The organism is Parabacteroides sp. PH5-46 (genome assembly GCF_029892785.1).
Classification (GTDB): domain Bacteria; phylum Bacteroidota; class Bacteroidia; order Bacteroidales; family Tannerellaceae; genus DFXE01.
The window spans coordinates 20,136-36,430 of the sequence record NZ_JARXXA010000017.1 but is presented as its reverse complement, the minus strand read 5'-3'; the positions used below and the strand labels follow the sequence as shown (position 1 = coordinate 36,430).

15 protein-coding genes are annotated in these 16,295 nt (G+C 44.2%); 11 read left to right on the top strand and 4 right to left on the bottom strand.

What is annotated here, in order from left to right; genetic code table 11:
* Positions 1-40: 40 nt before the first annotated feature.
* Together kdsB and M2470_RS15355 are read left to right on the top strand one after the other, a co-directional pair.
* Complete coding sequence (kdsB, locus tag M2470_RS15360; RefSeq protein ID WP_348524226.1) at positions 41-868, top strand: 3-deoxy-manno-octulosonate cytidylyltransferase; 828 nt, start codon at positions 41-43, stop codon at positions 866-868.
* Positions 853-1,515 (top strand): histidine phosphatase family protein, encoded by a 663-nt coding sequence (locus M2470_RS15355; RefSeq protein WP_280745907.1) that lies wholly within the window; start codon positions 853-855, stop codon positions 1,513-1,515. The genes kdsB and M2470_RS15355 overlap by 16 nt, the downstream gene beginning before the upstream one ends.
* Here M2470_RS15355 and M2470_RS15350 read toward each other — a convergent pair.
* Positions 1,512-2,303: a DUF3108 domain-containing protein gene (locus tag M2470_RS15350; RefSeq protein WP_280745908.1), complete on the bottom strand. Its 792-nt coding sequence runs from the start codon at positions 2,301-2,303 to the stop codon at positions 1,512-1,514. The two genes, M2470_RS15355 and M2470_RS15350, sit on opposite strands and share 4 nt — an antisense overlap.
* Positions 2,304-2,379: 76 nt before the next feature.
* Here M2470_RS15350 and M2470_RS15345 point away from each other — a divergent pair, with 76 nt between their 5' ends.
* From M2470_RS15345 to M2470_RS15310, 8 genes are all read left to right on the top strand, one after another.
* Positions 2,380-3,555 carry a PatB family C-S lyase gene (locus M2470_RS15345; protein WP_280745909.1) on the top strand — a complete coding sequence of 392 codons (1,176 nt, stop codon included), beginning with the start codon at positions 2,380-2,382 and terminating at the stop codon, positions 3,553-3,555.
* A gap of 165 nt (positions 3,556-3,720) precedes the next feature.
* Positions 3,721-4,275, top strand: a complete 555-nt coding sequence (locus M2470_RS15340) for an FKBP-type peptidyl-prolyl cis-trans isomerase (protein WP_280745910.1) — start codon at positions 3,721-3,723, stop codon at positions 4,273-4,275.
* A gap of 6 nt (positions 4,276-4,281) precedes the next feature.
* A complete protein-coding gene (gene aroC / locus M2470_RS15335) occupies positions 4,282-5,352 on the top strand; it encodes a chorismate synthase (protein WP_280745911.1) in 1,071 nt (356 codons plus the stop codon).
* A gap of 133 nt (positions 5,353-5,485) precedes the next feature.
* Positions 5,486-6,250, top strand: coding sequence for an AAA family ATPase (locus M2470_RS15330; RefSeq protein ID WP_280745912.1), 765 nt, complete (start codon positions 5,486-5,488; stop codon positions 6,248-6,250).
* 1 nt (position 6,251) lies between these two features.
* Positions 6,252-7,148 (top strand): ParB/RepB/Spo0J family partition protein, encoded by an 897-nt coding sequence (locus M2470_RS15325; protein WP_280745913.1) that lies wholly within the window; start codon positions 6,252-6,254, stop codon positions 7,146-7,148.
* 8 nt (positions 7,149-7,156) lie between these two features.
* The gene (locus M2470_RS15320) at positions 7,157-7,909 is read left to right on the top strand and encodes a DUF5683 domain-containing protein (protein ID WP_280745914.1); all 753 of its coding nucleotides are present in this window, start codon (positions 7,157-7,159) and stop codon (positions 7,907-7,909) included.
* A 5-nt stretch (positions 7,910-7,914) separates the two neighbouring features.
* Positions 7,915-9,489 carry a lytic transglycosylase domain-containing protein gene (locus M2470_RS15315; protein ID WP_280745915.1) on the top strand — a complete coding sequence of 525 codons (1,575 nt, stop codon included), beginning with the start codon at positions 7,915-7,917 and terminating at the stop codon, positions 9,487-9,489.
* Between the two features lie 4 nt (positions 9,490-9,493).
* Positions 9,494-11,737 carry a RelA/SpoT family protein gene (locus tag M2470_RS15310; protein ID WP_280745916.1) on the top strand — a complete coding sequence of 748 codons (2,244 nt, stop codon included), beginning with the start codon at positions 9,494-9,496 and terminating at the stop codon, positions 11,735-11,737.
* Between the two features lie 46 nt (positions 11,738-11,783).
* Here M2470_RS15310 and M2470_RS15305 read toward each other — a convergent pair whose 3' ends face one another.
* From M2470_RS15305 to M2470_RS15295, 3 genes are all read right to left on the bottom strand, one after another.
* Complete coding sequence (locus tag M2470_RS15305) at positions 11,784-12,158, bottom strand: DUF3127 domain-containing protein (protein WP_280745917.1); 375 nt, start codon at positions 12,156-12,158, stop codon at positions 11,784-11,786.
* Positions 12,159-12,231: 73 nt separating this feature from the next.
* Positions 12,232-12,582, bottom strand: coding sequence for a MerR family transcriptional regulator (locus M2470_RS15300; RefSeq protein WP_280745918.1), 351 nt, complete (start codon positions 12,580-12,582; stop codon positions 12,232-12,234).
* A 10-nt stretch (positions 12,583-12,592) separates the two neighbouring features.
* The gene (locus M2470_RS15295; RefSeq protein ID WP_280745919.1) at positions 12,593-13,576 is read right to left on the bottom strand and encodes a M23 family metallopeptidase; all 984 of its coding nucleotides are present in this window, start codon (positions 13,574-13,576) and stop codon (positions 12,593-12,595) included.
* Between the two features lie 96 nt (positions 13,577-13,672).
* On the opposite strand from M2470_RS15295, the gene alaS reads away from it, so the two are divergent.
* A complete protein-coding gene (gene alaS, locus M2470_RS15290) occupies positions 13,673-16,294 on the top strand; it encodes an alanine--tRNA ligase (protein ID WP_280745920.1) in 2,622 nt (873 codons plus the stop codon).
* Position 16,295 lies beyond the last annotated feature (1 nt).

Genomic DNA, 16,295 nt, shown 5'->3' with positions numbered 1-16,295 from the left:
AAATAATGAATATCTTTGCGTAACAAACTTCCGGATCATGATGAAACAACATAAAATACTGATTGTAATTCCTGCCCGCTATGCCAGTACGAGGCTCCCGGGTAAACCGCTGGTAAAAATAGCCGGAAAGGAAATGATAAAGCGCGTAGCCGAAATAGCTGAATCTGTAGCCCGTAAGCATGAATCGTGCAGCTATGTGGTGGCAACGGATGATGATAAAATTGTAGACTTTTGCACTTTGCACCATATTCCGGTAACGATGACTTCCGAGACATGTAAAAGTGGAACAGAGCGTTGCTGGGATGCTGTTCAACCGATGGAGTACGCTCCTGAGTTTATCATAAATTTGCAAGGAGATAATCCATTATGCCCTCCCTGGTTTATCGACCAGTTGATAGATAGTTGGGAAAAAGATAAGGAAGCACAGGTCTTTACTCCCTGCCTGCACTTGTCTTGGGAAGAATATGACCGGATGAAAGAAGCCAAACAATCAACCCCTTATTCGGGAACTACCGTTCTGGTGGATAAGTTTGGCTATGCTTTGGCGTTTAGCAAGATGATCATCCCGGCTATTCGGAAAGAAGAGAAACTGAGGGATTTGTTGGATAAGTCTCCCGTACGCAGGCATATCGGCCTGTATGCCTACACGTATGATGCGCTGAAGAACTATTTTGAAGAAGAACCTTCGCCCTACGAATTGCCCGAAGGTCTTGAACAGATGCGTTTCCTACACAATAGGATACTTGTGAAAATGGTGGAAGTCGATTATAGAGGCCGGAAGTCTATGTCGGGAGTTGACAGCCCGGAAGATGTAGCTAGAGCGGAACAACTAATTGCCGAATTTGGAGAGTTATGCGAAGAAAGATAATCATAGCCCGTCACGGGAATACGTTCCGTCCGGGAGAGACTCCCACAAGAGTGGGAGCTAAGACAGATCTGCCATTGGTAGAAGAGCACCGAGCAAGGAGCATCGGGATATATTTAAAAGAAAACAACCTGATTCCAGACACCGTTTACGCAGCGCCTCTGTTACGTACGAAGCAGACTGCAGAACTAGCCGTTCAGGTAATGGGTCTGCAAACATCCGTAATCCCCTTGGTCGATTTTGTTGAAATAGACTATGGCGTAGACGAAAATCGCACGGAAGAAGAAGTAATGATGCGCTTGGGCGCTGGCGATATAGCTAAAGGAAAAGCCATTATAGACGCCTGGAATAAGGAAGCAATCGTGCCGGACGGCTGGCATGTAAATCCTCAGCAAATTATCCGGACCTGGGAAGATTTCGCTGCAAAAGTAGCATCAGATCCCGCTCATCAGACGGTATTACTGGTTAGTAGTAACGGAATACTCCGCTTCGCCCCGTATCTGACCGGAGATTTTGAGAAATTCACTCAAGAGCATGAGATAAAGGTTGCCACAGGAGGCGTTTGTGTTTTTGAAAAAGAAGACAATGAGCCGTTCTGGACATGTACGGCCTGGGATGTAAAACCGTATAAGTTATATCCGGCTTCTTAGTATTTTAAGCCCTGGTAGCTTTTAAGGATGGCGCGGGTAGAGCCCACCTTTAGCTTAGAATCGATACGTACAGGGATGCGGTTGGGATCGTTGGTAATATACACTTTCATTGCCTCTTTCTGGTCTTCAAAGACTTCACCGTTTATGATTAATACCAGCTTGATACAGTCGTATTTGTTTCCGTCATTGGCTTTCATGGCCTCTGTCCCCTGATATACGATATCCATATTTTCCATTCGTTTTCCTGACAGAAAAGCTACATTTGTTTTCTGCCCTTCTTTCATCGTGGAATAGTCAAGGGTACGGGCATAATACACTATGCTCAGCATGTCGTAGATGCAAGAGGCTGATGTTAGATTTTCGTCGAAGCGCAGGATATCGTTTCGTACGCGTGATGTCTTGATATGCACCTTTTCGCCTTCGTAGCTGTATGTCGCCTTTTCAATGGTATAGTCGTCGTTCTCAAAAGCATTCTTTAGATAAGCTAACGGAACAAGATCCTTGGACATAATGCAGGAAAGCGTGTCTGCCAATGAGAAAACCGACTTCACTACTCCCGAGGATTTGGCCATCAATGTCATTTTCAAGGCATCCTTGTTGTTGTACTTTTCATTTGTCACCCGTAAGGAGGTATTTCCGGCCTTTGCGTTGATAAGCCCGTATTTGAAATACATATCATACCTCAGGTCTTCCCCTGCCTGGAAGGTGTTGTTGTCTACTCTGCACTGGGCGCTTATCTGCCAGGCAAACACGAGTGAGAAAAATAAGATTATATATCTAAAAGTCATCGTTTCAAAAGTTATATATCTTACAAATATAAAAAGATTTATATATTTGTTTGTACTAAACTAAACAAACAAAGGAATGAAACAATATAATTTTGATGAGATTATTAACCGCAAAGGAACAAACTGTATAAAGGTAGATGCTCTGGAAACGGTTTATGGCAAGGCGGATCTTACGCCTCTATGGGTGGCTGATATGGATTTTCGCACGCCCGATTTTATTGTCGATGCACTAAAGAAACGCTGTGCGCATGAAGTATTCGGATACACCTTTGCTTCCGACGATTACTATCATAGCATTATCCGCTGGCTAAATACTCAATATGCCTGGGAAATCAAAAAAGAATGGTTAAGCTACATTCCGGGAATTGTAAAGGGAATAGCCTTTGTGTTGGACTGCTTTACCCGTCCGGGCGATAAAGTTATTATCCAGCCGCCGGTATATCATCCGTTTCGTTTGGTGCCGGAAGCCATGCAGCGGGAGGTAGTTTACAACCCACTGAAGCAGACAGAGGGCGCGTATGAGATGGACTTCGATCAGCTGGAATCCATTATCGACGAGAAGTGTAAAGTATTGATATTGTCTAATCCCCATAATCCCGGGGGAATTGTCTGGACGAAAGAAACCCTCGCCCGTTTGGCCGAGATCTGTGCCCGCCATCAGGTGCTGGTTGTCTCAGACGAAATACATTCCGAGATGGTGTATCCTCCTTTCAGGCATTATCCGTTTCCTTCGGTTTCGGAAACGGCTGCTTCGTGCAGTATCACATTTATGGCGCCTAGCAAAACCTTCAATATAGCGGGGATTGTAACCTCTTATGCCATCATACCCGATGACCTTATTCGTGAGAAATTCTATACTTTTCTGGAAGCAAGAGAACTGAGCGCAGGTACAATTTTTGCGTACGAAGCCACCCGTGCCGCCTATACGTACGGAGAGGAATGGCGGAAGCAAATGCTTCAGTACGTCATGCAGAATGTAGACTATGTTGCAAACTATATGGCCGAAAATATCCCTCAGATAAAGGTTTACAAACCTCAGGCCTCTTTCCTTGTGTGGCTGGATTGCCGGGAGCTGGGATTGAGCCGGAAGGAGCTGGTAAGCCTGTTTGTAAACGATGCCGGGCTGGCCTTGAACGACGGCGCTATGTTTGGCTCCGGCGGCGAAGGATATATGCGTATGAATGTCGGCTGCCCGCGCGCTGTGTTGGAACGTTCACTACCCGCATTAAAAGAGGCTATTCGGCACAGATAAAAAACGTGCCCATACGTTTGAAAAATCGCATGCATGCGTTTTGAAAATTGCACGCATGCGATTTCAGAATTGCACGCATGCGATTTTTTATAGCTCGTGAGCTATGATAAATAGCAGGTTAATGTTATCTTTGCAATCAGTAAGCATTTATAAATCAAAAATCAAATGAAAATTGCAACAAATAAATTCGTTTCGGTTACTTACGACCTGAACGTAGGCGAAGGTGACGAACGGGAATTAATGGAGAGAGCAACAGCCGAGGTGCCTCTGAGTTTTATCTTCGGTACGGGCATGATGCTCCCCGCCTTTGAAGATGCATTAAAAGGCTTGAATGTAGGCGACTCATTCAACTTTACTATATCTCCGGCTGATGGCTATGGCGAATATAACGAAGAAAACCTGCTGGAGCTTCCTAAGAATATATTTGAGGTAGATGGTAAGTTCGATGCAGAAATGATTAAAGAAGGAAATACCGTCCCGATGATGGATTCAAACGGCAATCGTTTGAATGGTTCTGTTATTGAAGTGAAAGATGACGTTGTAGTAATGGATTTCAATCATCCCTTGGCCGGAGAAACCTTGAACTTTACCGGTGAAGTTATAGATGTACATGAGCCTACAGCAGAGGAAATAGCTTCTATGTCTTCTTCAGGTGGCTGTGATTGTGGCGACGATGGCTGCGAAAGTGGCGGTTGCAGCGGTTGCGGACATCAGCACTAATTCGTTGTGAATTCTTTCGGTACGATATATAGACTAACTTCGTTTGGCGAATCTCACGGACCCGCTGTCGGTGGTGTAATCGATGGTTGTCCGGCAGGGATCGTATTGGATATGGAGCATATCCGGTATGAGTTGAGTCGTCGTAAACCAGGACAATCCAAGGTAACGACTCCTCGTAAGGAGGACGACGAAGTGCAGTTTCTCTCCGGCATTTATGAAGGAAAGACAACCGGTACACCCATTGGTTTTGTGGTATGGAATAAAAATCAGCATTCCAATGACTACGACAACATGAAAACAGTGTACCGCCCTTCACATGCTGATTATACATATCAAACAAAATACGGCATCCGCGATCCGAGAGGCGGAGGACGTTCTTCGGCTCGCGAAACGATTGCACGCTGTGTAGCCGGGGCTATTGCCAAACAAGCCTTACTGCCCTATAATATATCCATTCAGGCATACAGTTCACAAATAGGTTCTGTTAAGCTGAAGGGTGATTATAAGGGCTATAACCTCGACTTGGTGGAAGAAAGCATCGTCCGTTGTCCCGACCCTGTCCTATCCTCGCAAATGGAAGAACTCATCATGGAAGTAAAATCCAAAGGTGACACCATTGGTGGCGTAGTTAGTTGTGTGATCAAGGGGAGTCCGGTAGGATTGGGTGAACCTGTATTCGGTAAATTACATGCGGCTCTTGGGCAGGCTATGCTCTCGATCAATGCCGTAAAAGGCTTTGAGTATGGAGATGGCTTTAATGCTCCCCTTTACAAAGGGTCTGAACGGAACGACCGTTTCTTTAATGATGGAGGACGGATCAATACACGCACGAACCATTCGGGAGGTATCCAGGGAGGTATTTCCAATGGACAGGATATTTACTTCAACGTAGCCTTTAAATCGGTGGCAACGATACTGATGGAACAGGACACGGTTACGGTGGAGGGAGAGGATACCGTTTTGACGGCTCGCGGGCGTCATGACGCCTGTGTTATACCTCGTGCTGTTCCTATTGTGGAAGCGATGGCTGCCATGACGATCCTGGATTTCTTGTTGCTTTGGAAAAGCAGAAGTTGATACAGGATATTGTTTTTGGAGTTATCAACAGTTTTCGCCACTTATCAACAGGTAAGGTATAGTTTTGTACCATTTGAATTGTGTATAAATATTTAATGTTTAGTTTTGCACGAGAAATAGTTTAGGACAAAATATGGGAAAAATTATTGCTATAGCAAACCAAAAAGGCGGTGTTGGAAAAACAACTACTACTATAAATCTCGCCGCGTCATTGGCTGTTCTTGAGAAAAAGGTGCTGGTTGTGGATGCTGACCCACAGGCTAATGCTTCCTCAGGGTTAAGCGTAGACATTCGCAACGTAAATCTTTCAATCTATGAATGCCTGGTAAACGGTGACGATGCCAAGCAGGCGATTGTTCCTACAGAGGTAGAAGGCCTGGATATTATCCCGTCTCACATCGACTTGGTAGGGGCTGAGATTGAAATGCTGAACATGGAAAACCGGGAGCAGATACTGAAGTATGTGTTGCTACCTCTGAAAGACATGTATGATTTTATACTGATCGACTGCTCACCTTCGTTAGGACTGATTACCGTTAATGCACTTACGGCTGCCGATTCGGTTATGATTCCGGTGCAGTGTGAATACTTTGCCTTGGAAGGTATCAGCAAATTGTTGAACACCATTAAGATTATCAAGTCTAAACTGAACCCGTCACTGGAAATAGAAGGATTCCTGCTTACAATGTATGATTCCCGTCTTCGCCTGGCAAACCAGATATACGAAGAGGTGAAACGTCCGTTCCGCGACTTGGTGTTCACAACTGTGATACAGCGTAATATTAAACTCAGCGAAGCCTCCAGCTATGGGAAGCCGGCTATTCTATATGACGCAGAATCCAAAGGCTCACTCAATCATATACAATTGGCAAAAGAATTAATAGAAAAGAATAAATAACATGGCAGTAGGAAAAAAGTCTCCTTTAGGACGTGGATTGGATGCCTTGATCACTATGGACGATCTGAAAACAGGTGGTTCATCATCAATTAGTGAAATAGAATTAAGCAAAATTCAACCGAACCCTGATCAGCCTCGTTCCGTTTTTGAAGAAGAAACGCTGGAAGAACTTTCGGCATCTATCCGTGCCTTAGGTATTATCCAACCGATCACGTTAAAAGAGATCGGCGCGGATAAATACATGATTATATCGGGTGAACGCCGCTACCGTGCCTCCTTGAAAGCCGGACTGGAACGTATCCCGGCTTACATAAAAACAGCTGACGACGAGAATGTGGTGGAAATGGCGCTGATAGAGAACATTCAGCGTGAAGACCTCAACTCGATAGAAATAGCTCTGGCTTACCAAAAACTAATAGATACTTACGGGCTCACACAGGAAAAGCTGAGTGAAAGGGTAGGTAAAAAACGGGCAACGATTGCCAATTACCTGCGTTTGCTGAAGCTCCCTGCTGAGATACAAATGAGCCTGAAAGACAAAAAAATAGACATGGGGCATGCCCGTGCATTGATCCCCGTAGAAGATCCGGAAGTGCAGCTGGCCTTGTACGAACAGATCATGTCGGAAGGCTTGTCGGTACGTATGGTGGAAGAAATGGTGCGCGGAGCAGCGGCCGGAGAAGATCCACTACAAAAAGATGATAAAGGTGCTTCGAAGGATACGCGTAAACCTAAGCTTCCGGAAGAGTATAAGATGTTGAAAGATCATTTGTCCCATTTTTTCAATACAAAAGTACAGCTGACTTATAATGAGAATGGGAAAGGAAAGATAAGCATTCCTTTTACCTCGGAGGAGGATCTGGAGCGTCTGATCGGTTTGTTTGATAAGTTGAAATAACAGACAGGATGCGGCAGGCAACAATTAAAACATGTAGTGCCATATTAACCGCCTTATTATGGTTGTTTTGTTTTCCGGCAATAGGGAGTGCTCAGGAGATCGTAGATGTTACGCCTGTAGATACGGTGGTCGTTGTAGCTCCCGACTCGTTGACTCAAGCCGTTTTGCAAGCAGCTGATTCGGCTTTTGCATCTATGCCGGAAGTACCCAAACAAGCATTCAAACCTAACTCTACAAAATCTGTTCTTTTTGCACTTGTTCCCGGTATGGGACAGATATATAACCGTAAATACTGGAAACTGCCACTCGTTTACGGAGGGTTTATGGGCTTCATGTATGCCGTTACCTGGAACAATAAAATGTACCAGGATTACTGGCAGGGATACAAAAGTATGATGAACGATGCCGATGCTTATCAAAAAGCCTTGAATGCGGCAAACGGAGAGCAAGTAGACTTTAATTTCAGCAATGAATGGCTCGACTTAATGGCTGCCGGAACCGATCCGAAACAAACCGTTTTAAACAAGACACAACAAGACCGATTGAAAAATAATAAGAATTATTATCGAAGATATCGGGATTTAAGTATAATTTTGACGGTGGGCTTCTATGCCCTCACTTTGATTGACGCGTACGTAGATGCCGAATTGTTTAATTTCGACGTCTCGCCGGATTTATCTATGCGGATAGAACCGGCCTACTCGCCGCAGACTCGTTATAGTTCGCGGAATATAGGATTTAACTGTAGTATAACATTCTAACAAATATGAGCAGACATTTATACCTTTTAGTTTGTTTTCTCTGTTTCTCTTTTGCCTTATTTGCACAGGAAGAAGCAACAGAAGGGCAGAACTATTCGGTTTTATCGTCGGATGTACTCTCTGAAGACATCGGATTGATCCCGGAAAGTTTGGATGCCAATGTGGACAGTTTGCTTCAGTCGTGGCATGTGAGATATTTCTCCAAAACAGACGGCTATTGCCATGACGACGAAAAAAACGTTTATTTCTCTGACGAAGTGATTAGAGAGCGCCTGGAAAGGTTGCCTCGTATAATCCCTATGACTTATAATAATATTGTCCGTAACAGTATCAACCTGTATACGGAACGCCGCCGCAGCCTGATACGTTATATGTTGGGAATGGCAGACTTTTACTTCCCAATGATTGAACAAATATTGGATGAAAACGGTCTGCCGATGGAATTGAAATATCTGGCGGTTGTGGAAAGTGCTTTGAATCCTACGGCTTTGTCCCGGGTGGGAGCGGCTGGCCTCTGGCAGTTTATGCTGCCTACCGGTAAGAGCTACGGACTGGAAATAAACAGTCTTGTAGACGATCGTCGCGATCCGGTAAAAGCAACTCAGGCAGCTTGTCGTTACTTCAAGGATATGTATGAGATTTATCAGGATTGGCACTTGGTATTGGCTGCTTATAATTGCGGTCCGGGAAACGTAAACAAGGCCATTCGTCGTTCAGGCGGTAAGATGGACTTCTGGCAGATCTTCCAACATCTGCCAAGAGAAACCCGTTCGTATGTGCCCCTTTTTATTGCTGCCAACTATGCCATGAATTATTATTGTGACCATAATATTTGCCCGGTAGAAACCACCCTGCCGCTCTCTACGGATACTGTCATGGTAAATAGAGCGGTTCATCTACAACAAGTAGCAGACTTAGTGCAAATGGATGTGGAAGAAATTCGTGCATTAAACCCGCAGTATAAACGGGATATCATCCCCGGAAATGTGAAACCATCTGTATTGAAATTGCCTACCAGTAAATCATTTGCTTATATCGAAAAAGAAAATGCTATTTATGGTCACCGGGTGGATGAATTGTTGGGAATGTTTGACGAGAATGGACAAGCAAATGCTTCCAATCGGGAACAAATTATCCATGTGACAAAAGCAGGTGAAACCCTGTTTACCATTGGTGATAAATATGGTGTAACAGCGCGTGATATCCGCAAATGGAACGGCTTAGGCTCCAATCGCGTTGCTTCCGGAAAGCGTTTGAAACTGTATGTGGATAATGGAGGTGTAGCCTTTGCTTCAAACAAAGCTAAACAAGAAACAACAGCTACTGCCACTGCAACTAAAACGACAGCTGCCTCACAACAGGTGAAAACACAAACAGCTAAAGCAACAACAGCAAAGACGCAGACTGCTTCGGCTGCTAATAATAAAGGTTATGTAACATACAAAGTAAAGTCGGGAGATTCCCTTTATTCCATAGCCCGGAAATATCCGGGTGTTTCAGCAGCCGTGCTTCAAAAAGCAAACAACCTGCCCAATTCAAACATACGTCCCGGCCAAATACTGAAAGTTCCTACCGGATAATATTATGAGCAATACGAAAGAACAAATGAAGTCTGACGACCAGATGATACAGGAAGAGTTTGATGCGCTATTAGATGATTATCTTAATTCGAACCATCGACGTAAAATAGAGAAAATCACTAAAGCATTTAACTTTGCCAAGCAAGCGCATGCTGATGCACGCCGCCGATCGGGTGAGCCGTATATTATGCATCCGTTGGCGGTGGCCCGTATCGTATGTGGCGAAATGGGCTTGGGATCTACCTCTATTTGTTCTGCCTTATTGCATGATGTAGTAGAAGATACGGATTATACGGTTGAGGACATAAAGAATATGTTTGGCGAGAAGATCGCCCAGATCGTTGATGGCCTCACTAAGATATCCGGAGGTATTTTCGGAGAACAGGCATCTGCTCAGGCGGAGAATTTCCGGAAATTGCTTCTTACGATGAGTAGTGACATCCGTGTTATCCTGATTAAGATAGCAGACCGCCTGCACAATATGCGTACCTTGGGTTCCATGCTGTCGGCCAAGCAATATAAGATTGCCGGTGAAACGCTTTACCTGTATGCCCCTATGGCTCACCGCCTGGGGTTGTTTACGATAAAAACCGAACTGGAAGACCTCAGCTTTAAATACGAGCATCCCAAGGAGTACGAACTTATACACGAAAAGCTGAAAGCCACTGAAGAGTATCGCAACACTTTATTTGAACACTTTGCCGTTCCGGTGAGGGAAAAATTAGCAAACATGCATCTCACCTATGAGATGCGGACACGTGTAAAGTCTACGTATTCCATCTGGAATAAGATGGAGAACAAAGGTATCCCCTTTGAAGATGTGTACGACTTGTTTGCCGTCCGGATTATTTTTGAGCAGCAGGATGATGTGGACGAAAAGAATACCTGTTGGGATATCTATTCTGCCATAACCGATATTTACAGGATACGGCCGGACCGTATTCGTGATTGGGTAAGTCACCCGAAAGCAAACGGCTATCAGGCATTGCACCTTACGGTAATGGGGCCTGATGGGCAGTGGATAGAAGTACAGATACGCAGTAAGCGTATGGATGAAATAGCCGAGAAAGGATTTGCCGCCCACTGGAAATACAAGGAGAGCCATGTGGAGGAAGATACCGAACTGGATAAATGGCTTCAAACGATTACTGAAATACTCGAAAGCCCGGATCCGAATGCCTTGGATTTTCTTGATACCATCAAGATGAACTTGTTTACTTCCGAGATATTCGTGTTTACGCCTAAAGGGGATCTGAAGACCCTCCCGGCGGGAGCAACGGCCTTGGACTTTGCCTATGCCCTCCATACCAATATCGGTAATAAATGTATTGGAGCCAAGGTGAATCATAAGCTGGTACCCCTGAGTCATAAGTTGTCAAGTGGTGATCAGGTAGAGATACTAACTTCCCGCTCACAAGAACCTCAGCCGGAATGGAGACACTTCGTTTCAACGGCCAAAGCCCGGACCCGAATTGATGCTGCACTTAAGCGTATACGGAAAGACGTAGCTAAAAAAGGAGAAGAAAAGGTGATTGCTGTATTGAAGAAATCGGAGCTGGAACCTTCTTCAGCCAATATGGATCGTCTGGCGCTTTTCTTTGGTTTCCCCAAGCGGGAGGACTTTTTTTATTCTGTAGAAAAGGGGGATGTTACGTTTCCAGACAATATAAAGAAGCTGCTGAAAGAAAAGTCGAACAACTCGATGTGGAAACAGGTGATGGAAGCGCTTAAAATGAATAAAAAGGAAAAAGCGCCCCTGCCTGAAGAGAACCCTGAGAAGCCTGTATTTGATAAAACCAAAGCTTATATTTTGACAGAAGACGAGTTTGAGCATAACTATATCATCGCTCAATGTTGCAAACCCATTCCAGGTGATGATGCTCTCGGCTTCATTAACGATGATGGGCGGGTAGTAGTCCATAAACGTTCCTGCCCGATTGCCATGCGTCTGAAAAGTAGCTTTGGCGAACGTATCCTCTCAACCCAATGGAGCAGTCATAAGATCGCTTCCTTTGAGGCTACACTGGAGGTGAAAGGAATAGACTCGTTGGGTGTAATAAATACGATAACCAAAGTCATAACAGAAGAATTTAATGTAAATATTCAGCGCTTGCTGATTGAGGCCAAAGACGGGGTGTTTGAGGGCAAAATAAAACTAAAGGTACACGATGTGGAAGATATTCAGCGTTTGTGTATCAAACTCGCGAAAATTAAAAACATCAAATCAGTAGGCCGGATTGCCGATTAAGCAGTAAGCAACAGCAATCCGCCTGTATTCTGTAAAAAGAATTCCTTTAAAAAGGTAGGTCATCCGTTGGGTTTGAGGGAGGGAAATCCTGAGCGGGTGCAATAGGAGCGGAGGGAGGCATTGCATTGCCCGGAGTTACACCACCTGCTGCAGCATCGCGTTCTACTTTCCATGCATTGATATTGGTATACCAGCGTCCGTTGTATTCGCGGCTCTCTATGTCGAAGAAAACAGTCAGATCTTCGCCTGCCTGGATAGCAGCCTGCTCTATTTTGTCTCCTCCGAATATTTGGAAACAAACCTTTTTAGGATACTGGTCATATGTCTCCAGTACATACTCCTGTTTTTTCCATTCGTTTCCGGTCTTGCTTGTGCCGCCTTGTTCCGGTAATACGGCAATAATCTTTCCTCTAACTTCCATTTTATTTAATCTGTATTTTTGTGTATTTGTAAATAAACATGCAAAGGTACTATTTTTACCGTTTGAATCGTGCTTAGAATTTTATGGAATTAAAAGCGTTTTGAAGATAACTCAAATCTTCTTTGATTTGTTGTAAACGGTAAATAGCCTCTGCGGTGCGAACAGTACTTTCTCTGTTGTCTTTTAATTGTTGGCGGGCTCCAGCCAGTGTTAGTCCTTTTTCTTTCAATAGATAATGTATCAAACGAACGGATTCTATATCTTCCTCTTTATAATAGCGTACCCCATTAGGCTTCGTGTGAGGGTGAAGAATGTCAAATTCTTTTTCCCAATACCGGAGTGTAGGGGTGTTTAATCCGAACTTATCCGCTACTTCTTTGATAGAGTAGAACTCTTTTTTGTCTTTGTTTTCTTTCGGATCCACAGTAGAACTATTAGTCCATAACCTGGCCGTGGTTATCGGCAAGCTGAATCATGTGATCGTATTCTTCAGGAGAAAGATCCATGAAGTAATATTTAGAAGGATTGTCATGCTTGCCACGCACAATTACTTCGTAGTGCAGGTGAGGGCCGGTAGACTTTCCGGTATTACCCACATATCCGATTACTTCCCAACGGCTTACTTTCTGTCCAACACGTGCTTTGAATTTGCTCATGTGTCCGTATAAAGTCTCATAACCAAATCCGTGGTCAATCATAAGGCAGTTGCCATATCCTTGTTTCCAACCGGCATAGGTTACTACACCGTCACCGGTAGCATATATTTCTGTGCCTATTTTTGCGGAGAAGTCCATTCCTGCGTGGAATTTAGGTGTACGGTAGATCGGGTCGATACGCATTCCGTAGCCGGATGCCGTACGGGCAAGGTCTTTATTGGAAATTGGCTGGATAGCCGGGATACATTTTGTCCGTTCTTCCTGTGTCTTTCCTATGTTGATCAGTTCTTCCAGCGAATTAGACTGTACGTATAATTGCTTACTTAGTATGTCCATCTTCTGTGTTGTTGCTACTACCAGTTCGGCATTGGAAAGACTCATCAGGTGTTCATAGCGATTGCTTCCTCCGAAGCCTGATTTTCGGATGGATTCGGGAATGGATTCAGCCTGAAAGATGGCGCGGTATAAGTTTTCGTCGCGCTGCTGTATACCATTCAGGATGTCAAACGCATTATTTAAGCGTAAGGCTAATACTTCATATTGGGTTTGGAGTAATTTGTTTTCCTTGCGTAATTGAGATTCCATGGGGGAGTCAAACAAATGCATCATGGAGAAAAACAAGATAACCCCTACTACTATTCCGGTACTCAAATGCCTGATTACACTGAATATACGGTCTTTTGCCGAAGGGTAGACGCGCTCGTAACTCAGCGTATTGGGGTCATATAAGTAGTATGATTTTCGTGTTTTAAAAAATCCCATTTAATATTTTGTAATGATAATTGTCGCAAAAATAATAATTTACAGTATTTTTGCAAATTGTTTTTCGGATTATTAACGAGTAGTACACAATATATTATGTTGACAGCAAAAGAAACCCGCGAATCATTCAAGTCGTTTTTCGCTTCAAAACAACATCAGATAGTACCCTCTGCACCAATGGTTATCAAGGGAGATCCTACACTGATGTTTACCAATGCGGGGATGAATCAGTTTAAAGATATCATATTAGGAAATGTCCCTATTAAATATTCACGTGTGGCAGATTCGCAGAAATGTCTGCGTGTCAGCGGCAAACACAACGACCTGGAAGAGGTTGGACATGATACATACCATCATACGATGTTCGAAATGTTGGGGAATTGGTCGTTTGGCGATTACTTCAAAGAAGATGCGATAGCCTGGGCATGGGAATATCTGGTAGATGTGTTGAAACTGAATCCTGCAAACCTGTATGCTACGGTTTTTGAAGGAAGTGCTGCCGAGGGCTTGGAGCGGGATAATGAAGCTGCGGGCTATTGGGAAAAGTATCTTCCAAAAGATCATATATTGAATGGGAATAAGAAAGATAATTTCTGGGAAATGGGTGACACGGGCCCTTGTGGTCCTTGTTCCGAGGTGCATATAGACCTTCGTCCGGAAGAAGAGAAAAAGCAAATCAAAGGAGCCGATCTGATCAACAAGGATCATCCTCAGGTGATTGAGATATGGAATCTGGTATTTATGCAATACAATCGCAAGGCTGATAGTTCCCTGGAACCCCTTCCGGCCAAAGTGATTGATACAGGGATGGGCTTTGAGCGTCTTTGTATGGCTGTACAGGGGAAGACGTCTAACTATGACACGGATGTGTTCCAGCCTATCATACAGAAGCTTGCTGCTCTTGCTGGTGTTACTTACGGAAAAGATAAGCAGAAAGATATCGCTATGCGTGTGATTGCAGACCATATCCGTACCATCGCTTTTTCTATTACAGACGGTCAGTTGCCATCTAATGCAAAAGCTGGCTATGTGATTCGTCGTATCTTGCGCCGGGCTGTTCGTTATGGATATACCTTCCTGGATCGCCGGGAATCTTTCATGTATAAGCTGTTGCCGGTCTTGATAGAAACAATGGGCGATGCTTATCCCGAACTGATTGAGCAAAGGATGCTGATCGAACGGGTAATGAAGGAAGAAGAAGAATCCTTTCTCCGTACCTTGGAAACAGGTATTCGTCTATTAGATAAGAAAATGGAAGAAGCAAAAGCCGAAGGACGGAATACCTTAGGAGGAGTAGATGCTTTTACATTATATGATACATTTGGCTTTCCTCTTGACCTTACCGAACTAATTCTGCGTGAGCATGGTATGAATGTAGATATCGCGGCCTTTGATGCCGAGATGAAACAGCAAAAAGATCGTGCCCGTAATGCCGCAGCCGTTGAAACGAGTGACTGGGTGGTATTGAAGGAAGGTGAAAGCCGTTTTGTGGGGTATGACTTTTTTGAGTCGGATGCTGAAATATTGCGCTACAGAAAAATCAAACAAAAAAATAAAGAGTTATACCAGATCGTACTCAACGAAACTCCCTTCTATGCTGAAAAGGGAGGACAGGTTGGTGATTGTGGCTGGCTGATCAGTGATGAAGATAAAGTGGCAGTTTTGGATACAAAGAGCGAGAACAACCTGTCGGTTCATCTGACAGAACGTTTGCCCAAAGATATTGCCGCAACATTTATTGCCAAAGTAGATAAAGTAAAACGCAGACAGTGTGAGTGCAATCATACCGGTACGCACCTTTTGCACGAAGCTCTGCGTGAAGTGCTGGGCGCGCATGTGGAACAAAGAGGGTCGTATGTTTCGCCCGAATCACTTCGCTTTGACTTTTCACATTTCCAGAAGGTGACAGATGAAGAAGTTCGTCAGATAGAACGTTTGGTGGGTGAAAAAATCCGTGCGAATTATTCGTTGGAAGAACATCGTTCCCTCCCGATAGCTAAAGCTAAGGAAATGGGTGCAATGGCTCTTTTTGGAGAGAAATATGGCGATGAGGTACGTGTGGTAAGATATGGTAGTTCGGTTGAACTGTGCGGGGGTACACATGTGCCTGCCACAGGAATGATCGGGTCGTTACGTATCGTTGGCGAGAGTTCTATTGCTGCTGGTATTCGTCGTATCGAAGCTGTAACGGCAGAAGGCGCCGAGAATTACTCCTATAATCAGCAGGATATGATTCGCGAACTACGTACTTTGATGAATAATATGCCAAACTTGGTGCAAGCCATCAAAAAGTCTATCGAGGAAAATGCCGATATGAAGAAGCAAATCGAGGACTATTTGAAAGAGAAAGCAGTACAGGTAAAAGCAGAGCTTGTTTCACGGGCGGTAGACTATCATGGTACAAAGTTGATAAAGGTAGTAACAAAAGGCCATGCCGAACTGATGAAAGATGTAGCTTTTCAGATAAAAGGAGAGCTGAAAGACAGTTTTGTTCTTGTAGCCGGACTGATTGAAGAATCCAAATGTACACTGATGGTGATGCTGAGTGATGATGTGGTAGCCGAAGGACACAATGCCGGTAAGCTGGTAAAAGATGCGGCCAAGCATATCCAGGGAGGTGGCGGTGGACAGCCTCATTTTGCAACAGCCGGAGGGAAAAACGCAGATGGCTTGACCATTGCTGTCAATAGTGTTGTTGAAGCATTAGGACTAAGTTGAT